Source organism: Bacillus sp. AK128, from assembly GCF_053903075.1.
Genome location: NZ_CP096379.1, coordinates 2,419,656 through 2,444,646 on the forward strand (window position 1 = coordinate 2,419,656; position 24,991 = coordinate 2,444,646).

Here is a 24,991-nt window from a genome sequence, read left to right on the forward strand (position 1 = left end):
AGCGATCCATTGACTCGGATCGCTTCTCTTAAATTGTTGGCAGCCTTTAAATTAAACCTCTTGATTCACATTCACAAACTGTTCAACAAAATGTCTCGGATTTAGTTTCTCCCCGGTTGCTTTTTCGATCTTTGTATTCCAATGATTGCGTGCACCTGGTACGAAGAATTGATTAATCAGGAATTCACCAACACTCTTTGAAAAGAAATCTTCTGATACATTTTTCTCGATATATCTCTGTAGTTGTGAAGTTGTTAGCTCGCCTAATAAATAGTTTTGATAGTAAACTGGGACAAGAGTGAAATGGATTTTAGCTGCCCAGTGTGGGTAGTCTTGATCTTCTGGAGGATTCACAAACTGTACCTCGTTTACAATCTTCCACCATAGTGCATTTAAATCTTGATTTGGATTTTTGTAAAGCTCACGTTCAAAAAATGCAAATGTCATAATCCAGCGAGCAGAAATCAGCATTTGTCTACGAAGAGACAACTCTATTTGTGGTTTTAACTTTTCTATATCGTTTTGATCTAAACCTAAGAACTGCTTCATCCAAACAGGATCTTTAGCCATACGACCATATAGCATAGCAATCGCCTCTGTAGTTAAGGTATGTGCTGGTCTTCTTAAGCTAAATGGTAGGCTTTTATCTATATATTTAAAATATACCGCATGTCCATATTCGTGGAGCATGGTAGCTGACCAGTAATCTGATTCAGTGTTGTTACATAACACACGAACGTCGCCTTCACGATCAATATCTGTACAAAAGGCATGTTGATTTTTCTTAGCTCGTGGATACAAATCACTCTTTGAGAGCATGTCTGTAATATCCATCCCCATACTCATAAAAGTTGCACTAGTTAGTTCTTCTAAATTTTTCCCTTGATAATAAGGATCTAAGTCCAACTCCTTAGAAGGTGGAGCTTCTTGAAAAAATGGATCGGCATAATGCCATGGACGTAATTCTTCAACAGAGACTTGAAAGCGCTCTGCTAATTCTGCATCCATTTCTCCCTTTAGTTGACGAAAAGGTTCATTAGAAAGCTCTACCAATTCATTAAATGTATTAAAAACATAGTCACGGTCCAATTCTTGTAGCTCAAAACTCATTTGATGGTAGTCTTCAAAACCTAATTGACGAGCTGTTTCATTACGCTTTCGAACAAGTGTTAATAGCTTCTCTTCAACTTCTTGTCCAATTTGCTTACTAGCATGCCAAGCTCTTTCTCTTAGCTCTAAATCATTACTCTTGATTAGAATATCACGAACATCATTTTCAGAGACTTCTTTCCCATCAAGAGTTGCACGGAACGTATTAAATACACTAACCAGCTCAGTGGATAGTTGTACCATCTCTTTTAAATCCTCTTCTGGTAACTGGTTTCTGACCATACTTGAATAAAGAGTTTCCAACTCACGTTGATCGAGAGGATTCAGGTTTTCTTGGTTCAAATAATCGTTAACTTGTTCAAAAAGTTCTTTATTGGAAAAATAGATGTTCATTTCTGTTTGTGCTTCTGCCGTTTTTTTATTCCATTCCTCTTCCCCAGTTGTAGATGACATCCAAGAGGACTGCGCTCTGTTAGTATGTAGTTCTTTCATTATTTCATTTTGCTGTTTTAGAAATTGTTCTAAACTCATCATCTTGCCCCCGTCTTGATTTATAGAACTCATTAAATACTGAAAATTAGTAGAATTCTCTATTATTCTATCAGATTTATTTCGGTTATCAAAGTAATTGTTTTTTTAAAATGAGGCTGAGACAATACAAAATACCCCAGTCTCAAAGACGAATAATCTTAAAATTTGTCTACCTATCAAATATAAAAACTGTTTACGGTTTTTTTCGTACTTATTAACTAGTTAAGCTGGAAAAACAGGGTTGTTCCATTGCGCTGCAGCCGCTCGCTTTCCGCGGGGAGGAATCTGAGCCTCCTCGGCTACGCCTGCGGGGTCTCAGCCTTTCCTCTATCTCCCGGTCGAGTAAGCGGGCTTTTGTTCTCTAATTTAGAACTCTAGCCTCACTCCTCACAGAACCGTGCTTGCGCTACTAACGCACACGGCTCTTCCCATCATCATTCACAGAATATAATTAATGTCTTTTCTCAATTTATAAATGCTCACTTTAACCTTCGGTTCAGGTAGAGGAAACTTTGTTAGAAATAAGTTGAACTTTTCCCAGCTAAACGATTTCCTTTGACCTCTTCTGTTCATCCACTTAAATAACAGACGTTTTACACTTTCTAGAAACCCACTTACTGTTTTAGTGTTGTCTGTAATGCAGTAATAGGTGTAGTATCCCGCTAGAGACCTACTCAATCTAGACATGATGTCTTTTATGTCGGTTGTACGATGAGATTTTAACCAAGCCTTGTGATTCTTTAATTTGGCTCTGACCTTCTTTTGACTACTTTTACGTTTGACTCTGAATTGTCCACTCCTACTTTTACTACAGTAGTGAGTAAAACCTAGAAAGTCGAATGTAGGTGGTTTGCCTTGACCATTCCTTCTAAACTCACTTTCGGCAAATCTACCGAAGGTAATGATTTTGGTTTTATCCTCCGCCACTTCAAGGCTAAACATTTCAAGTCGCTCGATTAAAGCTTTGTAGAAGTTTTCAGCATCACTACGCAGTTGAAAACAGCACACAAGGCAAGTAGACCACTGGAACCTCCCCAGTAGTCCCTCACAGAACCGGACGTGAACCTCTCAGCTCATCCGGCTCCCATTATTCAGCTGATGGTTTAATACCTAATTCCCAGTGTTTAAAGAGTCTGGGATTTTGTTTTGCAATTCTACCAATAAAATGTTCCGCCCTTTTCTTATGACGAGCGAGCCTTTTATATTTCTTTCGTGCCCACATTATTAAAGCTTTATTAATATGCCTTAACGTTGAGTACATTTCTGATTTGTAGAACTTGCCATAGTAGTTAATCCAACCTTTTATCTTTGAGTTAAACATATTTGATAGGTCCGAAAGGTCCTTTCCAGCTTTCAACTGAAGCTTCCAGTCCCTGACTTTTTGCCGAATTGATTTCTTAGATTTATTACTAATCGCAGGTGTAAAGTTTACAAAGTGCTTACCCCACCTGTTTTTGGACAGTCTTGGTCTGAACGTGTACCCCAGGAAATCAAACGTAGTGTTTTCGTGATTTTCTTTTTCTATCTTCATCCTTACAGTAAACAATCCTTGTTTTAGTTGGATGTAGTTCAAGTTTACATTCGTTCATCCTAGTGTTTAAGGATTCAAGCAGTCTCAATGCCTCATCTTCTGTCTTACAGTGGATGACTGCGTCATCCGCATATCTTGCGAATGGGTTGTTTGAATGGTTAATAGCCATCCATTTATCAAATGTGTAATGTAGAAATAGGTTCGCAAGAACAGGACTTATGACTCCACCTTGCGGTGTGCCAGCGGTACGTTCCTTTACACCTTCTTTCGTTTGGAAAGGTGCCTTTAACCATCTTTCAATATATAGTTTTACCCATCTGATATTTGTGTGCTTTTCCACTGCTTTCATTAGTAATCCATGATCAATGTTGTCGAATAAGCCTTTAATATCAAATTCTAGAACCCAATTGTATTTCCAACACCTTTTGCGGGTTATCTCTAATGCTTGAATGGCACTTTTGTTAGGTCTATACCCATAGGAATCCTCGTGAAAGAAAGTTTCTACAGAGGGTTCAAAATATAGTTTTACTACCATTTGTGCAACTCTATCTGCCACAGTTGGAATCCCTAATGTCCTAGTACCACCAGCTTTCTTCGGTATTTCTACAGCTTTAACTGCTGGAGGAAAGTAACTTCCTGAAGACATTCTATTCCATAGTTTATAGAGATTATCTTTTAGGTTCATTTCGAATTGTTCTATTGACTCTTCATCAATCCCAGCTGACCCTTTATTTGCTTTTACTCTTAGAAAGGCGTCATAAACTATCTTTTTAGATATTGCATATGGCTTTGTTTTATTCATAAGTTCCTCCCACTAATGGTTGACTTGCTCATAAAACTGAATAACATAACCCCTTTGCTCCACCTCCGTTAGGAGGTTTCATAGCTACTACGAGTTATTCCGCCCCTATACATGGCATTGGTACTCTGATTCTTGTGGGGCTTCCACTCGAATTTCTCCCTTAGCATCCATGTCGTAGGTTCCCACGTTCCACACAAAAGCCTATATTAAGTTCACGCCGCCTTTATACCGGTCACCGAACGGACAGTAAAACAGGTTTCTTCCGAACTTATCCCGAGTTAACGACTCCCCCTCGGTTTTGATGACATCTATACGCTTTCGATACTTCCTCAGCGGTTCAATGGTTTTCGTCTCCTTAATATGTACCTGACAGAATCTTGTTCTGCCTTTTCCCTAACGCTCAATACCATAGCTTTTGACTAAAGCACCTTAGGGTGGTTTGCAATCTCCACCTGTATAGCGATTGCGAGAGGCCTACTCTCATCTTAAGTGCAGCACGGCTTACTAGGTGTGCTTTTCAAGCACACTTTGTTTGCCTTCGTGGCACACAATCATCAGCATAACGAACCATATAAGCTTGACCTTTGCACTGCTTTCTGACCACCTTCTCAAACCATAAATCGAGGACATAATGAAGATATACATTAGCGAGAACGGGTGAGATAACACCCCCTTGGGGTGTTCCTTTGTCTGTATCAATGTACTTACCTTCCTCCATATACCCCCCCTTTAAGAAACGGTGGATAATCCTTAGGAAACTTGGGTCATTAATACGGTGATTTAGAAATTTCATCACCCACTCATGATCCACATTATCAAAGAATCCTTTTATATCTGCGTCAACTACATAATTAGTAGATCTGTTTTCTATATAGACATTCAGAATCTTTAACGCATCATGGCAGTTTCTATTTGGACGGAATCCAAAAGAACAATCAAGGAAGTCATTTTCGTAAATAGCGTTTAGGATTTTAGTTACCGCACGCTGAACGATTTTATCCTCGTGGTCTGGTATACCAAGTGGTCGTTTGGTCTTCGACCCAGGCTTATCAATGTAAGTCCTTTTAACAGGTACAGGTCGATAACTCTTACTCTTTAGTCGTTTTACTAGACTGTTGATGTTATCATCTAACTTGTCGCCATATTTCTCTTTAGTGACTCCATTTATACCTGTAGCTTTGCCACTTTTTAGTTCATGGTGACATTGTTTGAGATTATCTTCCGTTAATAAGTGCGCAAGAGTTGTGAACTTCATATCATGATTGGTTCTTGCTAATTCTGCTATCCTATCAAGTTTTGTTTCCATTATTCCCCTACCTCTACGTGTAGTTAATGTTTCCCAATCAAGGGTGATGACGGGTAGTGTCCTTTCCTCCGTTCGAATTACCGAACTTCATTGGTACTATGACACTATCCGACTACCTTTAGGCATTTGACAGCCCTTACTTTGTTATCGCTTGTTCGTCATTACTTATCCTTGACGGATAAGACCTAAAGGTTCTCCCGAGTTGCCGTAACATATCAATGTGTAACGTGCCATGGTCATCGACTCCGAGGAAGTTGTAATCCTCTCACCTTAGCGAAAATTACAATATTGCCTTCTGCACCCCTGAACGCATCGGCCTTCCCAACTCACACTCATTTCGAAGCTCAATCCCTTCAACCTTAAAGGCTTACGGCCCATTACCTAACTGTCTACGCTTAAAAGTAATTGTTACCAATTACTCTCCAAGACTCGCTACGAGCGAATGGTTAGTTCTTTCTCGACGGGAATCCCACCCGCTATATGTTACGACCTAGGCTCGGTCGCTCCAGGAGTCGAGCGTCTTTCGCTCCATTCCACTAGTTTTTAAAAATAGAATGCACTTTAATTGTTCGGGTTTTTCACTAACTGAAATACTTATGTCTCAGCCTCCCCTTCATTTATATCTAATAAGCAAAAGTATGGTTCCCGATTGTAGTTGATACCGTTCTACTTTTCAACCATACACTACTTGTTTTTGTGGGATTATAAAAATAAAGGGAGCCGTTTGTTGGATCTTCACCTTTAAGTGCTCGCATGGCAGCTTCGATATTTTGAGAATTAGGAGTTGCTCGATTTAATGTGCCGCTTTCCGCTGGAGTAAATTGATAATAACCATTACTAATCTGAAATAAAACTTCTTTCACGCTGTTTGGGAATAATGGGCTCTTCACACGGTTCATAATGACAGCCCCTACTGCAATTTGTCCTTGTAACGATTCTCCTCTTGCCTCACTATAAATCATCTTTGCTAGCCACATAAGGTCTTCCTGATTAACGGTTGATTCTACTTTAATAGAATCACCAGGTGTAGAATTAGCTTTAGAACCCGAAGGAATGATTAATGATTGACCAACCCTTAGGAAATCAGTACTTAATTGATTGGATTGCTTAATGCTATCAACTGTTGTGCCATTTCTTTTTGCAATATGGGATAATGTATCTCCTGCCACAACTTTATACATAGTTGTGTTGGTAGAAGCTGTATTCGTTTCAGGTTGAATGCTTGTCCCAGATGGGATTGTTAAGATTTGTCCAATTCTCAAAAAATCAGAGCTTAACTGATTAACCTGTTTGATGGTTTCCACCGAAGTCCCACTTCGTTTTGCTATAGCTGATAACGTATCACCTGAAACCACTTGATACTTACCAGAAGCAGCGTCAGTGGCAGTTCCATTTAATACAGAGGTATTTTTTGTACTCGTTGGAATTATTAGTGGCTGGTCCATTCTTAAAAAATCGGAAGTTAAATGATTCGTTTGTTTAATTTCCTCAACCGTTACTCCATAACGCTTCGCAATTCCAGATAATGTGTCACCTGAGACTACATGATACATTTCCGACGAAGTTGTTGTTTTGTTCACTATTTCGTCAGCTTTGGTACTGGATGGTATTGTGAGTAATTGGCCGATTCTTAAAAAGTCGGTGGTTAATTGATTCGTTTTTTTGATTCCCTCAACTGTTACAGCAAAATGCTTTGCAATTCCAGATAATGTATCACCTGGTGACACCATATATGAAGTATTGGTAAGATCTGAATCAGTGGTTACCAATAAGCTATTGCTAGTTGGAATTTTTAGCATTTGACCAATTCTTATTAGTTCATTACTTAATTGATTTTCATTTCTTAACGCTTCAACCGTAGTACCAAAGCGTTTTGCAATTCCGGATAACGTATCACCCGAGACAACCATATAAGATGAATTTGCTATTTGAGGCTGAATCTCTTCGGTTATTGAAGCTGCAGATGCATTTTTTGATGAAAATGTCCCGATCCCAATTGATGTAAGAACAATCGCACCTACCATTACTTTAATACTTGATATCTTTAAACTTGGTAGCATTCTTTTTACATAACCTACGGCTTCTTGTTCAATATTCTGGTTTGCTTCTTCAGATAGCTGTCCCAATTCTGATGAAAACTCAGTTCCAAGTTGGTTCATATACAAGATCACTTCAGTTTCATTACCAATAGTACTAATTTTATAATGAGTAAATGTATCCATTATTTCCACCTTTCCATTATTCATTACTATTTCCCAAAATTCGATTGGATAGTAGTAAATTTTGTTATGGAGGGAGGTTGAATTTATTAAGCAAACATATTGGCTGTAAGCTAAAGTAAAGTTCTGTTTCAATTTAATAGAACGGTCCCCTGTTAAAGAGATCCGTTCTTTACTTTACTCTTAGTTACAATTACAAATAAGAGTATATTGAGATTCCACATATAAAAATGATATTTATTCACATAATAGAAGTAATTAGAAAGGAGGTTTTCTCGTGGAAAAGGAAAACAAAATTCGAGACAAAGAAAATTTAGAAATTGCTGGGAAACAATTTGACCCATCAGATCATAATGGTAACACACAGGTAGAAAAAGGACTTGCTACTACACATGAACAAGCTGAAGACGACTACATGGAAGGTACTATTGACCAGCTCTTAAAATAGGACTTCATCCCAAATAGGTAACTCTTACAATTAAAGAAATTACTAGTATAACCAGAATGCCCTACTAGCCGTAGGGTATTTTTACTTATATGAGTTGAAAAGGATTTTTTAAATCTTCTTTCTATTCAATAAATTCTTTTAAGCAGACGAGACTTCCAGTCCAAAATATGGTATAATTTACATAATAACCAAACTATTTTATAAACCAAGGAGGAAATCTATGTATCAATTAAAAGAAAAAGAGATGCTTTTCATTTATACAGGTCCAGATGGATCTGGAAGAAAAACGTTAGCAAAAATGGTTTCAACCGCATTTGATATGGAAACCGTCCCCTCATTTACTACTCGAGCTCCTCGTCCTTTTGAAGTTAATGGTAAGGATTATCACTTTATTAAAGAAGAAACATTTCTCCAAATGAAACATCAGGATGAATTTATCGAAACCGTCAACATTCATGGAGCTTACTATGGGATTCGTGAGATTGATATTCAAAATATCTTTAATAACCATAAAGTAGTTTATTTCACCGTAAACATAGAAGGTGCAGAGCTTCTTAAAAAATTATATGGAGATCAAGTCGTCCGATTATTTATATCAGCTGACCGAGACACGGTTATTCAAAGACAAAAAGAACGTGGTGACGATGCTGAGGCTATAAAAGTACATATGGAATACTACGATCAAACAATGGCATACAAGTCCCAATGTGAGCATTCCTTTGAAAACTATGATTTACCTCAAGTGTCCTTCCAAATTAGCGAAGTAATTGAGTCTTATCTAGAAAGAAATTTAACAGTTACAGATTATTAAAGGTAAAGAGAGTAGCATTTGTTTATGCTACTCTCCGTTATTTTTAACCTGTTTTTTCATAATCATATTATTTACCTTATAAGTAATTACTAATAAACCGACATGCTTCTATAGGAGTTGGAAGAGAACCACCAGACAAAGAAGCTAATCCACTTTTCTCGGTTTCTGTTGAATAAATAATAAAATCATCTTCAATTAACCGTTTAATATTCTGTTGAACACTATTCTTACGCCACATTCCAGCATACATACTTGGAAAAAAGATGGTTGGCGTTTCAGAAGCCAGAATAGTTGCAGAAACAATATCTTGGGCAAAGCCATGTGCTGTTTTTGCTAATGTATTTGCTGATGCAGGTAAGATGACAATTGCATCTGCCCAATGTGTGAGCTCAACGTGAGGCATTTTAAAAGGGCCTTTTTCTGATAAATCTACAAATACAGTTCCATCCACACTATGTATAAGGGTACTAGCTGGTATAAAGCTCTGTGCTGCTGGCGTCATCATTATATGCATTCTACATCCGAAGCTGTTTTGTATAGCTCCAATATAAGGAATGATGTTAGAAACGCTTATCGATCCCGTAAGACCTAGTAATATATTTTTAGGCTTTGACAAAATACTACCTCCTTCTGATGATTTATTTTGATTCTATCATATATAACAAGGGAACCTGTCTAAACTGTCCCCTTCTTTGGTAAAACTCTAAACTAAAAATGAGGTGAAAGGTTTGGCAATCATTACAGTTGATTTTGATGGAACCCTATACCAGGGTAATTCCTTTAAAGCAATGTTTGAAATTGGTAAAAAGAGATTCACTACAAAACAGTGGTTAGCAGTCATTCAAGGATTAATTAAAGCAGTGTTCATTGGTCTTAGGAAAGGAAAAATTTCATTTCAACATGAATTTTTTAAAGCATTTGCTAAAACATTTAAGGGACAAACAGCTGAAGAGTTAGACATATTTTTTCAGGATCTTGTTGAGTTAGGCAAATCAGAAATTCATCACAAACTAGTCAGCAAAATTAAAGAACATCAAAGAAATGGTGACACTATTATCATATTATCAGGAGCACTTCATCCATTTTTAGTCGCTTTTACAAATTATCTAGGATTAGAGGTTGAGGTAATTAGTACAAAATTACTATTTGATCAAAGAGGTTTTTGCTCTGGTGAAATTGGCCAAATTATTAATGGAAATGTGAAAGTTGAGAAACTGAAAGATTGGATTGACCACCAACAATCCAATCAAACAGAGGAAATATGGGCATATGCTGATAGTGAAAGTGATATACCCTTATTGAAATTTGTCACTCATCCTGTCGTTGTCAATCCTAAAGAAGATATGATGAAAATTGCAAAGCAAAACCAATGGAAGATTTTTGCATCGTAAGCCTAAGATAATACGAAAAATTTAAAAACAGACCTAATTCAGTCTGTTTTTTTATGTTATAAAACTATATATTTCTGTCAATTTCTTTTAAAAAACTTCCTATTACCTTTGTATACTCTTCAGGTTCTTCGATATAAGGTAAATGAGCACTTTGTTCAAATATATGAACTTTTCCGTTGGGTGTGAGTGAACTGAAATATTCGGTAGAAGCTGGGGTAGCTTCATCATATCTTCCACATGTAAACAGTGTAGGAACCGTGATCGAATGTAATTGTGAGGTACAGTCAAAATCTTTAAGATTTCCTGTTACATGAAATTCAGATGGGCCCCACATAATGTTATAAATTTCAGGATTTTGTTGGTCTTTTCCGGCCTTTAGAAACTCTGGAAAAGGATTGAGTCGACACACAAAGTGCTGATTGAATACTTTTGTAGCTTCCTTATATTCTTCAGAATCAGTAGTACCATTAACTTCACATTTTTTTAACGTATTTTGAACTTGGATAGGGAGTTGTTTTCGATTTTCTTCCTGATCATCAGCCCACCTAGGTGCACTTAAACATGGACTAGAAAAGGTAACACTCTTTATTCCTTCCGGTTTTACAAAATAATAGGCTGCTGCTAGTGTCGTTCCCCAAGAATGACCAAGGATATGATACTCATTTAGAGATAGTGCATCGCGTATTTGTCCTAACTCCTCTACAAATCGATCAATTGTCCATAATGAAGAATCTGTAGGTCGATCCGACTTTCCACATCCTAATTGATCATAAAAAATGACAGGACGTTCTTTTGCAAGTTCCTTTAGCACCTGTATGGAATAAGAAGAAGACCCCGGTCCACCATGTAAAATAATAACCGGCGTCGTGTTAGTATGGTTATCATGAATCTGATACCATACCTTCCCACCAGTAACCTCAATATAGCCCTCTGTAATAGACATTTCTTTATCCCCTTTTCTTTAAATATATAAAATTACTTAATCTTCTAGTTACTATGTAAATTATAAAATACACAAATATAAGGTAACCAATAATTCTAATGTAACGTTATTTTCTACCTATTTCAATAAATTGGTAGAGTTATAGAGGCCTTTTTACTCTTTCTTAGATCGATCATGGCCCAATATAAAAACGTGCAGAGTCATAATGACTCTACACGTCTAATCCTTCATTTATCTAAAATTCATCTCATTTGGGTGCTTACCTCTACGTCTATTGATGTTAAGTCCATCAATCTGTGTCATCTCATCAGCCGTTAATTCAAAATCGAAAACATTAAAGTTTTCTTCAATTCTAGAAGGTGTAACTGATTTAGGGATCACAATCGTATTATTTTGTACGTGCCATCGTAATACAACTTGCGCTGGAGACTTTTGATGTGACTCAGCGATCTTTGTAATCACCTCATCCTTTAACACATCTCCTCCTTGCTCAAGTGGGCTCCATGCTTCTACGAAAATGTTATGCTTAGTACAAAATTCCTTTAGTTCATTTTGTGCTAAGTAAGGATGACATTCAATTTGATTTAATACCGGTACAACCTCACACTCATTTAATAGACGTTCTAAATGCTCAATTTCAAAATTACAAACACCAATCGCTTTTACCTTACCGTCCTGATAAAGTTTCTCTAGTGCTTTATATGTGTCTACATACTGATCAAATTCAGGAGTCGGCCAATGGACTAAGTATAAATCTACATAGTCTAAACCAAGTCTTTCCAAGCTTTCATCAAATGCCCGTAATGTATTGTCATAGCCTTGATCACTATTCCAAACCTTAGTTGTGATAAATAATTCTTCACGTGGTACTGAAGAATTTTTAATTGCTTCTCCTACACCTCGTTCATTCTTGTAGATCATTGCTGTATCAATAGATCTGTAACCAGTATCAATTGCTTTTGCGACTGCTGTGGTTGCTTCCTCGTCAGTAACTTGCCAAACGCCAAATCCAAGCTGAGGCATTTTTAAACCATTATTTAATGTAACAATGTTCATCTTCATTTCTCCTTTTTTATATAATGAATGAATTCTTCATCTATATGTAAGATTAAGTAATTCCAACCGTTATTTTGCCATTTGGACCGGTAATGATGCTCCTTGATACTAATCAAAAAAAGATATCAAAGATTCGTGCAATAATAGTAAATTATGTAATGATACCAGTACTCCGAAAACGAACTCTTCGATAATTATTTCGCGCTTCGAAATTATTAGAATATATTAAAAATCTAGCATGATAAGAATAAGTGGTCAAGTAATAAGCTTGAGAAGTCAAAAAAAGTTCCTACCAAAGTTACTATTCCTCATTTTAATCATAAATTTGAGAAATACTACCTTCAGGAGGAACAAAAATGAAACGAATCCTTTTGAGTATTTTTTTGATAGTCTCATCCGCAACTGAACATGATTTTGATGATTTAATTCTAACTTATCAAGGAGAAACTATTGCTACTATAAATCATGATGCGTTTACCTCATCTTTAACAGATCTACCATTAATCAATCATCAAATGTTTTCACAACTTCTCGATAAGCTTGAGCAACAAATTAATCAAGACCCCGTTGATGCGTTTATTAATGAACGAAATGAGATCGTCGCTGGTAGTCCAGGATATAGGCTAGATCGTGAGACTTTAACCAAAGAACTATATACCTATTTCTTAAATCATAATCCGAAAACACTTGATATCCCTACTCGTATCATTCACCCTAGAGTAAGTGGTGAGCTTCTAGCCGAGATATATGTAAAAGAAATAGGAAGCTATGTTACTTATTTTAATAAACATAAAACGAAACGTTCACACAATATTCACCTGGCTACTGAGGCAATTAACAACCAAGTTGTTTTCCAAGGAGAAGTATTTTCTTTTAACAAGATTGTAGGTAAACGAACGGTTGAAAAGGGTTACCTTCCAGCTCCTATCATTATAAAGGGAGAACTTTATGATGGAGTTGGTGGTGGAATCTGTCAAGTTTCTTCTACCTTGTTTAATGCTGTGGACAAAGCAGGAGTAAAAATTATTCAACGGTATTCTCATAGCCGAAGTGTTCCGTATGTGCCACCTGGAAGAGATGCGACAGTAAGTTGGTATGGACCGGATTTCACATTTAAAAATGAATTTAATCAGCCTATTCTTATTCGAGCAAACGCTAAACATGGTCGTGTGTTCATTCAAATTTATTCTTCCGAAGTTGTCAATGATTCAAATAAGCGCTTAAGTTTCGATCTATCAGCTCTAAATTAATAGCCCTTTACGAAATCAACCTTGTTAGATAACTTCTCATTATTTTCTACTTTTTTAAGTGTGTCAAAAAAACAGGATGTTGCTTCGTTTAATTCTGTTACAGCTGAAATATGGGGAGTAATCATCACATCCTGTCTTTCCCACAACATTGAATGTTTTGGTAAAGGCTCTTCGGTTACAACATCTAATACAGCAAACCGTAGATTACCATTGTTTAAAGCTTGAACCAACGCTTCTTCATCTACCGTTGCTCCTCTTCCAACATTGATGAAGAAAGAATTTCTCATCTGTTTGAAATAATGTTTGTTAAAGAGTTGGCTCGTTTCATTTGTTAACGGTAAGGTACTAATAATGTAATCTGCTTTTAATAAAAGAGCGGGTTCAGAATTAATTTCTACAACCTCTTTAAAGTAATCTTTTTGCTGACCCATTCTAGAAACACCATAAACGGTTGCACCAAAGAAATGAAACGATCTTGCCAAATCTTGACCTATTTCACCGGTTCCATATATGAGAATCGTTCGGTCTTTCAACATTTTAGGGGTTTTAGGCTGCCAATTTTTATCATGTTGCTTTTGTTGGAATTCCGAATGATATTGTAGATCTCTTAATACATAACTTAAGCAATACTCACTAATTCTTTTTCCAAACGAGCATATTGTTCGAGTTAATAAGATATTTTGTTCCTTCCAGCCCTCCATTGCTAAGAAATTATTAACCCCTGCGTTAAAAGAATGAACCCACTTTAATTTTGATAAATCGAAATTAGTACTGGGCCTTGAACCAACATACACATCTGCCCATATGAAATCCGCCTCTGTTATCTCTTCGACCGAGACGAAACGGAAATTCTGTGTATACTGGCTCAATTTTTGTTTCTCAAATTCCTCTTGAACGTTACCGACTATAAGGATATTTTTTATGTCCATGTGAAATCTCCTTCTTACTTTTTACTATGTAAATAATATAACTGACCAATAATGAAAACAGAGCAAATAATATTCCAATAAAAGAATAAGCCATTACATACGCGTTATACTCCGCTACTTTTATAACCAACAGATGACTATCAAACCCTAAGAGCCCCGCACCTAGCTTGATTAAAACAAGGACCATAAAGATTGTCAAAAGGCCTCTTGCTGAACCCTTTATATCCTGCTTACTTAAAGCCATATGAGAACTTATACACATAGCTAGTACGAGATATATCCAAAATAAAGGATGAAAGAGATGATCTAGAGTAAACATACTTGTCATTAATAGAATCACCGTATCTAAAGTAGACCAGACCATATATTCCACACTGTAATAGTCTATTGTAATATTCTGATGTAGACTTGCTGTAAAAATCTGAAAAGCCTCTGGAATGAAGACATACATCCCAAGTATAAGGGAACCAATTCCACTAATAATAGGCCCGATTCCTATGAAGAAATTACCGACCTGATGGTAAAGGCTGTTTAGGTTGTATTGATGTTCAACATAACCAAGAACACCGTTTGGAGCATGAACTTGTAAAAGCTTTACCTTCTTTACTCGATGCCCCCAAATAAAGCATTGGACCAAATGTCCTAATTCATGAATAGGCGTTCCGATCCATGCGGTAAGAAGAATCCCACGTGGACCAAAAGCTCTAACCAAATAAGTGTGAATTTTTCTTTCTATCCACCCAATAATAAAACCGACGGTAATGATGACCCCAAAAAGGTAAAATAATTCTATAAAACTAATTAGCATAGCTTTTAAAATGATAGACAGAAATTCCATTTCCTTACCTTTCTGAAAGTGTAAATGATGAAATCAAACTATATAATCTTTGCTATTTCCATTATACACATTAATGATTCATCTCTATCCATTCAAAATCATGTTCATCTAGTTCTACTATCTTGTATTAATGGTTAAAAACAATAATAAACAATAAAAAAGAAGTAGTTACCCTAACCTTTTAATTAGTTACTAACTACCTCTTTCCCCTATATTAAAGTGCCTCTCGAATAACCTTCTTATAATAAAGCACAGATAACAGAATAAAAATCGAGTACAGAGCTGTGTACAGGATCATCACAAGAATCATCGGTGTCCAGAGTTCTGTACCAAATAAAAACCACCCAGATTGTACCGCAAAATAACTATGAAAAAGTCCTAGAACTAATGGAATACCAAAGCTAAACAATTGTCGCACTTGAATTCCTTTAAGCAGGTCTTCTCTAGTAAATCCAAGCTTTCTTAAAATTGTATATTGTCCCTTCTCTTCCTCGCCTTCCCCCATTTGTTTAAAGTAAAGAATGCATCCTGAAGTAACAAGAAAAGTTAATCCTAAGAACCCAACTATAAACATCATAAGACCCATTGTGTTTTTCTGGCTTAGAACTAAATCCAACTGGGAATGATGTCCTGAAGTATTTGTAAACAAGTTTTGGAACAATTCATTTGCTTGCTGAAGCATGTTTTGATCGGATATAGATATTCCGATATAAATGGAACTCTCCCCTTGGATATCTGGAGGCTGATCTGCCTTTAAGCGGTGAAAGATTGAATCATCGACTATTGCTGTGGGAATACCACCATTCGTAAAATACCAAGAAATTACATATTCTTTATTTAATCCCAAATACGTTTGTGTAATGGACTCCTTTTGCCCTTTCCATATAATAGAACCTGAACCTTCCATAGGCATAAACTTTCGAAGGATATCACTATACCCAGTAAAAATCATCTCATTATCGTTTACATCAATATCCTTTAAGGCACGATCACTAATAACCGGTACTCTTAATGCAGCTGGATCTAGTAGTACATTGCTTAGAGTTATATCAAAAAGCTCTGATGCATCTACTATAGCCATCAATACCTCAATCCTCGTCTCACCATACTTAATTTCATTTTCCTCTAAAGCCTTCTTAAATAAAACAGCATCTTCTTCATTCGTTAACGAAAAATCAGCAGGAACATTATTTGACCCCATTTTCTCCGCACCATAATAAGAGATATAGCTTAATGATAATAATCCAATTGCCAAGGCTGATAGGGTCGTAATGACAGTAAGTAAGAACGAGTTCGACTTTATTCTAAACATGATAGTTGATAATGAAAGCACTTCGTGAATAGCTAAGTACCCCTTCTTCCGCTTCCTTACTAGGTTTGAAATAAAGCCTACAGAACCTTTATAAAATAAATATGTCCCAATAATGACAGACGCTAATATAAATGTCATAGCTAAAAATAACTCATTTAATTCAGTAAAATCACCAGTAAAAAGCTTTGAAGATATATAGTAGCCTATAAGAATAAGGGCAATTCCGACAACACCTACCAACATTTCAATCATGGAAAAATGCATGGTTCGGTTTTCTGTTCGTGAAGTCACATGGAACAACGATAATATGGTTTGCCTTTTGATAAAAGAATAGTTCATGATCATCATTAGTAGGAAAATGATTCCAAACACGATAAGTGTTTGTGTAAATGCTTGAACAGAGAAATGTAGCCGTGCTATCTCATTTACACCAACTATTTTGAAAAGGATCAACGACATCAACTTCGAAAACGAAAAACCTATGAAAATACCAAAGCCTAATGAACAAAAATAAAGCAGGAAATTTTCAATTGTAAGTATTCGAAAGATTTTACTACGTGTCATTCCAATTAATTGAAACAACCCAATCTCCTTACTACGTTGTTTAATAAATAAATTGTTTGCATATATGAGAAAAATCGTAACAATCCAAACAAGTAGAATTGAACCTGTTCGAATAGCTGCAGCACCTTTAATGCTGCCCTTTGTTTCATCTAAAGCTGGATCATATTGTAGCGTTACAAAGGCAAAATATAACGCTACGCTAAACACTAGTGCAAATACATATAAGTAATAATTTTTAACATTCTTCTTTAGATTTCGAAAAATAAGTTGGTTAATGCTCATATTGAACACCACCTAACACACCCTGTATTTTCATTATAGCTTGGAAGAATTCTTGTCTCGATTCCTCTCCTTTATTTAATTGTGTGTACATTTTTCCATCTTTTATAAAAATAACTCTACTGCAATAGCTTGCAGCAACTGGATCATGTGTCACCATTGCAATCGTAGTTATACGCTTTTGATTAAGTTCACTTAATTTGTTCAATAAATCTGAAGCTGACTTGGAATCTAAAGCTCCTGTAGGTTCGTCGGCAAAAATGATACTTGGATCATGTATAAAAGCTCGCGCTGCCGATGTACGCTGTTTTTGGCCTCCTGATATTTCATTTGGATATTTATCTCTTAACTCAGAGATTCCTAAATCCTTTGCCAAACCCTCAAATTTTTCAAGTGCAATTTTTCTAGGTGTTTTTGAGATTGATAAAGGTAATAAAATATTTTCTTTTACCGTTAATGTATCTAAAAGATTATAATCCTGAAAGATAAATCCTAAGTTTCTTTTTCTAAATTCAGCTAGTTGTTTTTCTTTCATGGAAGTCATTTCCTTCCCTTCAATTTCAATACTTCCATTGCTAACTTGATCAATCGATGAAAGGACATTTAGTAAGGTTGTTTTTCCTGAACCAGAAGAACCCATAATACCTAAAAACTCTCCTTTTTTAATGGTCATATCAATTCCTTTTAGCACTTCCTGCTTGTTTAACTTGTTTCCATATGTTTTATATATCTTTTTTGCCTCTAAAATGTTCATCACTCATTCTCCTTTTACTTGATAGCTTTATTATAAAAACTGCGTTTATCGTTTTCCTTCGTTTCACCTAACAAATACAAGAAGCATGTGACATTTTTGTCACATGCTCGTTATATGTACAAAATCATTATTCTTAGGAAAAGTTAATTTGCAGGTCGTACCTTCTCCGAGATTCGAGGTAATAGTTAAGTTTATGTGTAAAAAATCAACAGCTTTTTTAGTTAAATAGAGACCCATCCCCGATGCTGATTGTTCAAGATGATCTAAAGTAGATGTAAAGCCTTTATCATATATACGCGGAAGATCTTTTTTATCAATCCCTCTTCCCAAATCCTTTACTTCTAAGACTACTTGCTCATTTTCCATATAGCTAGTAATGGTTATATCCGCATCACTATACTTGATGGCATTTGTTATAAGCTGCCTTATTATAAATGCCAACCATTTCCCATCAGTTAAAACATGGGGAGCCTCAAGGTTAAGATCAAAACCGATTCCCTTTTGAATACACCAGGATTGAACAGTCTTTAACTCACTAAAAACAATTGGTTGAAGGTCTAACCGTTCAATACACACATCGTTTTCAAGGGTGAAAAGTCGTTTTTGGTGAAGCTGCTGATCTAATAACAAATATATTCTTAGCCATTCAAATGTAAGATGTGCCTTAAGTTTCTCATCCTCTATTCTCTCGATCATTAGACTCATAGCAGTTAAGGGGGTTTTTACTTCGTGAACCCATGCTAAAAGGTCATCCTTCTCCTGTTCAATCGTTATAGAATAATCAGAGAGTGTTGTTTTTAGTTGTGCAAGATGTTCAGTTATACTATTTTCAATAACTTTTTCAAAAGGACTAGTAGACTCTGGAACTGAATCTAGATCTAAGTTTTGAACTCGCTCACTAATCTTTTTGTAAAATGAAGTTTCTTTATTAAAGCGAATGCCTATGAAAATAACAAAGATGATGATTGAAAGAAAACTTATATACAAGATTGGTTGGACTGGAATGCTTACATCAAGTAAAGCAATAAAGATAATGAGAAGTTGTTGAATAATAAATAAGAGTATCCAACTACGTCTCTCTATTAAAAACTCCTTAATCATTGCTGACCTCTTCCGTTGCCACATAGCCTTGACCAACCTTCGTTTGGATAAAGTGACCCAAGTTAATTTCATCTAATCTTTTTCGTAGCCGGTTAATATTTACTGTTAATGTATTATCACTAATAAAACGTTGGTCATCCCACAAGCTATTTATGATCTTTTCACGACTTACAATTTTGTTCTTATCCTCGACTAGAACTTTTAGAATGAATATCTCATTTTTAGTTAATTCAATGCTTCCTACTTCATTAGAGACCGTATTCTTTTCAAAATCTATTGTGGCATTACACCATGTTTTTAAATAGGTCTGTCCTATACTGTAATTATATACACGGCGAAGAGTAGCTTGTATTTTTGCCACTAGCACATCAAAATGGAAAGGCTTTTGAATAAAGTCATCTGCCCCTAACTGCATAGACATAACCATATCTGATGGATGATCACGAGATGATAAAAATATAATCGGTACATTGGAGTGCGCACGAATCATACGACACCAATGAAAACCGTCGTATTTCGGTAGTTGAATATCAACCACTACTAAGTCTGGATTAATGGCTGAAAATTCTTGAATCACTTGGCTAAAGTCTGAGATACCATTTACCTCATACCCCCATCCTATAAGCCGACTCTTAATCTCTTCAAAAAGAGTTGCGTCATCTTCTATTACTAATAGTTTATACAAATTAATCACCACGTTCTTTTTGCTAGTTTGTACAATAAGCTATTATTGCTACTATAGTATAAATCATCATTATCCTATTTTGTTAAATAATGTTAAAAGATTAATCATGTTTTTTGATAAATAATCTATTGGATGATTTCACAATTCTTTTACTGAGACTGTTTTTTAATAAGTTACTGGATAGAAAAGTCATAGCTCTATCATCTCTATCATTATTCCAATAAAAGATAAAAACCCCTTATTTATCTGATCAACAGTTAAATAAGGGGGATTTTTATATGTGTTGGTTTCTACAAGGCTTTATCATTGATGGAATCTAAGTAAACCTCAATTTCATTTATAACTGATTTCACACAACCATCTTCAAATGGAGAAATTAAGTTCGCTTCTTTGACAAGCTCTGTAAAGGATTTACTTCCACCCTGTTTACATAGGTGTAAATAATCTTTCCATGCAACCTCTGCATCATCTTGATTTCTCTTCCAGAATTGAAGGGCACAAATCTGTGCAAGTGTGTAATCAATATAATAGAATGGGACTTTGTATATATGACCTTGCTGTTGCCAGAATCCACCGTTTTCTAAGAAATCATTTCCTTCATAATTTAAATGAGGTAAATACTTCTTCTCGATTTCTCTCCATGCTTGCTTGCGTTCTTCCGGAGTAACCTCTGGATTTGCATATACGAAATGCTGGAATTCATCTACCGCAACTCCATAAGGGATAAATAATACAGCTTCACTTAAATGTGAGAACTTATACTTGTCGGTATTCTCCTTGAAGAACAACTCCATCCATGGCCAAGCGAAGAACTCCATACTCATTGAATGAATTTCACAAGCTTCTAGAGTTGGGAAACCATATTCAGGCACTTCAAAACCACGGCTTTCAAATACTTGAAAGGCGTGCCCTACTTCATGCTTTAACACCCGTACATCACCGTTTGTTCCGTTAAAGTTAGCGAAGATATAAGGTGATTTATACTTGCTAATGTATGTACAATAGCCTCCACCTGCTTTTCCTGACTTACTTAATAAATCCATGAGATTGTTTTCCACCATAAACGTGTAAAAGTCATTCGTCTCAGGGGACATTTCTTCATACATCTTTTTTCCTTGTTCAACGATCCACTCAGCGTCTCCTTTAGGATCCGGGTTTCCAGTTTTAAAGCTAAAGCTATTATCATAATACTTTAACGTATCTACGCCAATCCGTTCCTGTTGTTTTTTCTTTAATTTCGTTGCTAAAGGCACAATATACTCTTTAACTTGATCACGGAATTTTGCAACCATCTCCGCATCATAATCTGTACGTGATAAACGAGCGTAGGCTAACTCTGTGAAAGAAGAGAATCCTAGTTTTTTAGCAATATTTGTCCGTACTTTTACGAGCTGATCGTATAACTCATCTAACTTTTCAGCATTCTCGACAAAGAATTTATATTTAGCTTCATTTGATTCTTTACGTACATCTCTGTCTGGAGATTGCTGATATGGAACAAGTTGAGATAAGTTCTTCACATCTCCATCAAATGGAATCTTCGCAGCAGCAAGTAAATTCACATATTCACTTACTAGTTTATTTTCTTCCTGCATGTCTTTTAGAACTTCAGGTGAAAAGGTTTTAAGCTGACTGTCAGCAAGTTGGAATAACTGTTTGCCCCACTTCTCTTCTAGTTGAGTACGAAAGTTTGAGCCTGTAAGAGCTTCATAATATTTTGTAATTAGACCTTGGTAAGCTGGTCCGACTTCATTAAAGAATTCTTTTTCCTTTTTATAAAATTCATCTGTCGTATTGATCGTTTGACGAATCTGAACAAGCTGTCTCATTGATTCAAACTCAGAACGTAACCCATTTATTTCTTTCATGACTTCATTTTGAACTTCAAAAGATTCAGCTGATTGGAATTTTACCAATAGTTGTTGGAAACCTGATTCTACCTCTTCCACGTTAGGTCTTATGTATTGATAGTCATTAAATTGCATAAAAATCCCCCTTGATACTTTTCGTATAGATATGTAAATATTCCATAAATTGAATATATCACAAAATTCTATCATTTTCGATAATAAATTTCGTGATACGAAATACATATCTGCTGTTAAAACGATAAAAACAATGTTCGTTTGGTATAAATCTAGAGAACTGAAAATATTTTATATGAAGGTTACAGTATGAAGAATGATGTAATCATTTTGATAAGAAATAGGTGAAGATCATGTTTAATGTCCATTTTTTTGAAAACAAAAACCTCTTATTAAATCAGTTGCGAAGACAAGTACCTTCTGAAGGAGAATCTTTAACGATCAAGGGGCGAAAAGGTAAAGTCACAAAGGTTACTAAAGTCGATGATAAGAAAATATTTGTTGAAGTCAGTTTAGATGCCATTATTAAAACTACTCAAGCAGCCATAGATTCTAAGAAGAAAAAACGTTAAGTTTCACAAAAAGATTATAAAATATAGAAAAGGGGCTTCGTTAAACAATAGCTCCTTTTTCTACTACCCAGAACATAAAAGAATATTAATAAAAATCTAAATTCCCCTTCATTACCTCGCAGCCCTCGCTTCAACTTCAACTTTGATTTCTGGTTTAGCTAACGCAGCAACATATGCTAAGGTCGTAGCTGGTGGAGATTGATGATGGAATTCACTCCATTTTTGTGTATAAGATTCTCTATTCATTTTTTCAGTTAACCAAATGTAAATTTTAAAAATGCTATTTGTATCGATTCCTTCACTTAATAAAATAGATTTAATGTTATCTAAAGCATTAGAAAATTGAGTTTCAGTATCAACCGGGATTGAACCATCTTTATCATTTCCAACTTGTCCAGATAAAACAATTAATTCAGCATTTCTAGGAATAACGGTTACATGATGGTATTGAGCAATCGGTGGTGCTACATTTTTAGGATTTAATTTTTTGATTTCCATGTAAGGCTCCTTTTTATACTTGATTTAAACACCCCATTCGAAAAAGTTATTGATCGTTTTTTAATTTTTAGGCTAAAGTTAAGTAATAACATCACTTTTTTTCATTTTTTTTTATTAAAAATCGTAAACCTATACACACTAATAGATATTAATCTTATAATTTGGTATAATATGTTCGTTGTTAAAAGTTTTAAGGGGGAAATTTTTTGTCAATCGAAATCGGAAGCAAGGTTCAAGGAAAAGTAACAGGTATTACTAATTTTGGAGCATTCGTAGAATTACCAGGAGGCGTAACAGGTCTCGTCCATATCAGTGAGGTTGCAGATAGCTATGTTAAAGATGTGAACGAACATCTTACAGTTGGTGACCAAGTTGAAGTGAAGGTTATTAGTGAAAAGGACGGAAAAATTGCACTTTCTATTAAAAAGGCGATTGATCGACCTGAAGTAAAAACCTCTTCTTATTCTCAACGTCCACCTCGTCAAGGTAGAGACGGTGGCTCATCTAGAGACTCTCGTTCTAAGGGTAATTTCAAACCAAAAGAGAGCTTCGAAGATAAAATGGCACGTTTTCTAAAGAGTAGTGAAGAAAACTTATCTACTCTAAAACGTAGTACCGAGACAAAACGTGGCGGTAGAGGCGGAAGACGCGGATAATTCCAACAATAAATTTTTATTTATATAACAAAGGCAAGCCAATTCATTGGGTTGCCTATTTCCTGTTCCTTAAAAAATAGTATATAATACTCCCCTCTCCCGGAAAGAATAATGATTAAATAAGAATCACAAAGGAGAGAAATATGGAATCCTCAGACCTATACCGTTCAGAAAGTGATCCACTTGGTGAAATTAAGGTACCTGCCTCTGCTTACTATGGGTCCCAGACTCAACGAGCTGTTATTAATTATCAAATCAGTGGGATCCGTTTACCCCGGTCTTTTATTAAAGCACAAGGAATTATTAAAGCTGCTGCTGCAGTTGCCAATATGGAAACAGGAAAACTTAATCAAGACAAAGGTAAGGCTATTTTAGTTGCTTCTGAGGAAGTCATCCAAGGCAAATGGGACCATCAATTTGTCATTGATGTTTATCAAGCAGGAGCTGGTACCTCACAGAATATGAATGCAAATGAAATTATTGCCAATCGTGCCTCTGAAATCATGGGGGGATCTCTAAAATCTAATCTCGTACATCCTAATGATGATGTAAATATGTCTCAATCTACAAATGATACCTTTCCATCTTCTCTACATATTGCCGCAGCAGAGAACACTGTAGAGAACCTACTACCCAATTTATTAAAATTGCAGCAGGCTCTAGAAAAGAAATCCATTGAATTAATGCCAATCCTTAAAAGTGGTAGAACTCATTTACATGATGCAGTGCCTATTCGTTTAGGACAAGAGTTTGCAGGCTTTTCTGAAACAATTAAAGAATGTTATAAAAATATTGAAACTGTCCTAGATTCTTTTTATGAAATTGGTGTGGGTGGAACAGCAATTGGAACAGGGATGAATAGTATACCAAGTTATCAGCCTGTTGTAATACGAGAGATTTGTAAAAGAACCAACCTTCCCTTTCGTAAGCCTGAAAATATGTTTTCTTTCATGCAAAATAGAAATGCCTCAATGCGAATGTTATTAGCGCTAAAGGAATTGTCTGTTCATTTAATAAAGATTACTAGTGATCTTCGGTTACTTAGTTCAGGGCCTAGAACAGGTTTAGCGGAAATTACTCTTCCTTCAGTACAACCAGGATCGACAATAATGCCGGGGAAAGTTAATCCAGCTATTTTAGAAATGACACATATGGTATGCTGCCAAGTTATTGGATTTGAGAGTGCTATGGCGACAGCAATTATGGCAAGTCAACTAGAAATAAATGTGATGATGCCAGTGATTGCTCATACCTTACTTCATTCTATTGATATCATGTCAAATGCACTTATGACATTGGTGAATAAGTGCATAAATGGTATACAGGCAAAAGAGGATAATTGTAAGAAATGGATGGAAGAAAGCTTATCATTAGTTACAGCGCTAAGCCCAATGATGGGGTATGATCTCGCTTCTCAGATTGGGAAACAAGCTGATACAGAGAAGAAAAGCTTGAAGCGGTACTTGAAGAAAAAGGATTATTTACTCCAGAAATAGAAGTATTATTAGATCCTAGAGGAATGGTTTAGATTTCTGAATTT

24 protein-coding genes are annotated in these 24,991 nt (G+C 35.7%); 7 read left to right on the forward strand and 17 right to left on the reverse strand.

Features of this window, described 5'->3' with window-relative positions:
• Window positions 1-51 precede the first annotated feature (51 nt).
• The 6 genes from M1D60_RS12030 to M1D60_RS12055 form a co-directional block, all read right to left on the reverse strand.
• Window positions 52-1,644 carry a M2 family metallopeptidase gene (locus tag M1D60_RS12030; protein ID WP_456275130.1) on the reverse strand — a complete coding sequence of 531 codons (1,593 nt, stop codon included), beginning with the start codon at window positions 1,642-1,644 and terminating at the stop codon, window positions 52-54.
• Window positions 1,645-2,079: 435 nt separating this feature from the next.
• Window positions 2,080-2,583 carry a group II intron maturase-specific domain-containing protein gene (locus M1D60_RS12035; RefSeq protein ID WP_456279426.1) on the reverse strand — a complete coding sequence of 168 codons (504 nt, stop codon included), beginning with the start codon at window positions 2,581-2,583 and terminating at the stop codon, window positions 2,080-2,082.
• Between the two features lie 145 nt (window positions 2,584-2,728).
• Window positions 2,729-3,172 carry a group II intron maturase-specific domain-containing protein gene (locus M1D60_RS12040; protein ID WP_456275131.1) on the reverse strand — a complete coding sequence of 148 codons (444 nt, stop codon included), beginning with the start codon at window positions 3,170-3,172 and terminating at the stop codon, window positions 2,729-2,731.
• On the reverse strand, window positions 3,132-3,974 hold the full coding sequence (ltrA, locus tag M1D60_RS12045) for a group II intron reverse transcriptase/maturase (RefSeq protein WP_456275132.1): 843 nt from the start codon (window positions 3,972-3,974) through the stop codon (window positions 3,132-3,134). Before ltrA ends, M1D60_RS12040 begins: the two co-directional genes overlap by 41 nt.
• Window positions 3,975-4,491: 517 nt before the next feature.
• The gene (locus M1D60_RS12050) at window positions 4,492-5,280 is read right to left on the reverse strand and encodes a reverse transcriptase domain-containing protein (protein ID WP_456275133.1); all 789 of its coding nucleotides are present in this window, start codon (window positions 5,278-5,280) and stop codon (window positions 4,492-4,494) included.
• A gap of 623 nt (window positions 5,281-5,903) precedes the next feature.
• On the reverse strand, window positions 5,904-7,502 hold the full coding sequence (locus M1D60_RS12055; protein ID WP_456275134.1) for a LysM peptidoglycan-binding domain-containing protein: 1,599 nt from the start codon (window positions 7,500-7,502) through the stop codon (window positions 5,904-5,906).
• Between the two features lie 274 nt (window positions 7,503-7,776).
• Between M1D60_RS12055 and M1D60_RS12060 the strand changes: the two genes are divergently transcribed.
• A complete protein-coding gene (locus tag M1D60_RS12060) occupies window positions 7,777-7,947 on the forward strand; it encodes a YozQ family protein (protein WP_456275135.1) in 171 nt (56 codons plus the stop codon).
• Window positions 7,948-8,167: 220 nt separating this feature from the next.
• Window positions 8,168-8,758: a guanylate kinase gene (locus M1D60_RS12065; RefSeq protein WP_456275136.1), complete on the forward strand. Its 591-nt coding sequence runs from the start codon at window positions 8,168-8,170 to the stop codon at window positions 8,756-8,758.
• 76 nt (window positions 8,759-8,834) lie between these two features.
• Here the strand turns inward: M1D60_RS12065 and M1D60_RS12070 are convergent, their stop codons facing one another.
• Window positions 8,835-9,374 (reverse strand): flavoprotein, encoded by a 540-nt coding sequence (locus tag M1D60_RS12070; RefSeq protein ID WP_456275137.1) that lies wholly within the window; start codon window positions 9,372-9,374, stop codon window positions 8,835-8,837.
• 112 nt (window positions 9,375-9,486) lie between these two features.
• Here M1D60_RS12070 and M1D60_RS12075 point away from each other — a divergent pair, with 112 nt between their 5' ends.
• On the forward strand, window positions 9,487-10,149 hold the full coding sequence (locus tag M1D60_RS12075; protein ID WP_456275138.1) for an HAD family hydrolase: 663 nt from the start codon (window positions 9,487-9,489) through the stop codon (window positions 10,147-10,149).
• A 64-nt stretch (window positions 10,150-10,213) separates the two neighbouring features.
• Here the strand turns inward: M1D60_RS12075 and M1D60_RS12080 are convergent, their stop codons facing one another.
• A complete protein-coding gene (locus M1D60_RS12080; protein ID WP_456275139.1) occupies window positions 10,214-11,092 on the reverse strand; it encodes a proline iminopeptidase-family hydrolase in 879 nt (292 codons plus the stop codon).
• A 231-nt stretch (window positions 11,093-11,323) separates the two neighbouring features.
• Window positions 11,324-12,148: an aldo/keto reductase gene (locus tag M1D60_RS12085; protein ID WP_456275140.1), complete on the reverse strand. Its 825-nt coding sequence runs from the start codon at window positions 12,146-12,148 to the stop codon at window positions 11,324-11,326.
• A gap of 356 nt (window positions 12,149-12,504) precedes the next feature.
• Here M1D60_RS12085 and M1D60_RS12090 point away from each other — a divergent pair, with 356 nt between their 5' ends.
• Entirely contained in the window at window positions 12,505-13,398 is an 894-nt protein-coding gene (locus M1D60_RS12090; RefSeq protein WP_456275141.1) for a VanW family protein, read from the forward strand.
• On the opposite strand, the gene M1D60_RS12095 is transcribed toward M1D60_RS12090, so the two are convergent.
• From M1D60_RS12095 to M1D60_RS12125, 7 genes are all read right to left on the reverse strand, one after another.
• Window positions 13,395-14,327, reverse strand: coding sequence for a D-2-hydroxyacid dehydrogenase (locus M1D60_RS12095; protein ID WP_456275142.1), 933 nt, complete (start codon window positions 14,325-14,327; stop codon window positions 13,395-13,397). The genes M1D60_RS12090 and M1D60_RS12095 overlap by 4 nt on opposite strands.
• Window positions 14,296-15,165, reverse strand: coding sequence for a hypothetical protein (locus M1D60_RS12100; protein ID WP_456275143.1), 870 nt, complete (start codon window positions 15,163-15,165; stop codon window positions 14,296-14,298). The genes M1D60_RS12095 and M1D60_RS12100 overlap by 32 nt, the downstream gene beginning before the upstream one ends.
• A gap of 214 nt (window positions 15,166-15,379) precedes the next feature.
• On the reverse strand, window positions 15,380-17,323 hold the full coding sequence (locus M1D60_RS12105; protein ID WP_456275144.1) for an FtsX-like permease family protein: 1,944 nt from the start codon (window positions 17,321-17,323) through the stop codon (window positions 15,380-15,382).
• Window positions 17,313-18,074 carry an ABC transporter ATP-binding protein gene (locus tag M1D60_RS12110; protein WP_456275145.1) on the reverse strand — a complete coding sequence of 254 codons (762 nt, stop codon included), beginning with the start codon at window positions 18,072-18,074 and terminating at the stop codon, window positions 17,313-17,315. Before M1D60_RS12110 ends, M1D60_RS12105 begins: the two co-directional genes overlap by 11 nt.
• 99 nt (window positions 18,075-18,173) lie before the next feature.
• A complete protein-coding gene (locus tag M1D60_RS12115; RefSeq protein WP_456275146.1) occupies window positions 18,174-19,175 on the reverse strand; it encodes an ATP-binding protein in 1,002 nt (333 codons plus the stop codon).
• On the reverse strand, window positions 19,168-19,860 hold the full coding sequence (locus M1D60_RS12120; RefSeq protein ID WP_456275147.1) for a response regulator transcription factor: 693 nt from the start codon (window positions 19,858-19,860) through the stop codon (window positions 19,168-19,170). The genes M1D60_RS12115 and M1D60_RS12120 overlap by 8 nt, the downstream gene beginning before the upstream one ends.
• Window positions 19,861-20,150: 290 nt before the next feature.
• The gene (locus tag M1D60_RS12125) at window positions 20,151-21,845 is read right to left on the reverse strand and encodes a M3 family oligoendopeptidase (RefSeq protein ID WP_456275148.1); all 1,695 of its coding nucleotides are present in this window, start codon (window positions 21,843-21,845) and stop codon (window positions 20,151-20,153) included.
• A 233-nt stretch (window positions 21,846-22,078) separates the two neighbouring features.
• Here M1D60_RS12125 and M1D60_RS12130 point away from each other — a divergent pair, with 233 nt between their 5' ends.
• A complete protein-coding gene (locus M1D60_RS12130) occupies window positions 22,079-22,297 on the forward strand; it encodes a hypothetical protein (protein ID WP_456275149.1) in 219 nt (72 codons plus the stop codon).
• A 111-nt stretch (window positions 22,298-22,408) separates the two neighbouring features.
• Here M1D60_RS12130 and M1D60_RS12135 read toward each other — a convergent pair whose 3' ends face one another.
• The gene (locus M1D60_RS12135) at window positions 22,409-22,795 is read right to left on the reverse strand and encodes a RidA family protein (RefSeq protein WP_456275150.1); all 387 of its coding nucleotides are present in this window, start codon (window positions 22,793-22,795) and stop codon (window positions 22,409-22,411) included.
• Window positions 22,796-23,001: 206 nt separating this feature from the next.
• Between M1D60_RS12135 and M1D60_RS12140 the strand changes: the two genes are divergently transcribed.
• Both M1D60_RS12140 and M1D60_RS12145 read left to right on the forward strand, forming a co-directional pair.
• On the forward strand, window positions 23,002-23,451 hold the full coding sequence (locus M1D60_RS12140; protein ID WP_456275151.1) for a S1 domain-containing RNA-binding protein: 450 nt from the start codon (window positions 23,002-23,004) through the stop codon (window positions 23,449-23,451).
• 143 nt (window positions 23,452-23,594) lie between these two features.
• Window positions 23,595-24,947, forward strand: coding sequence for a class II fumarate hydratase (locus M1D60_RS12145; protein ID WP_456275152.1), 1,353 nt, complete (start codon window positions 23,595-23,597; stop codon window positions 24,945-24,947).
• The last annotated feature ends 44 nt before the right edge of the window (window positions 24,948-24,991 follow it).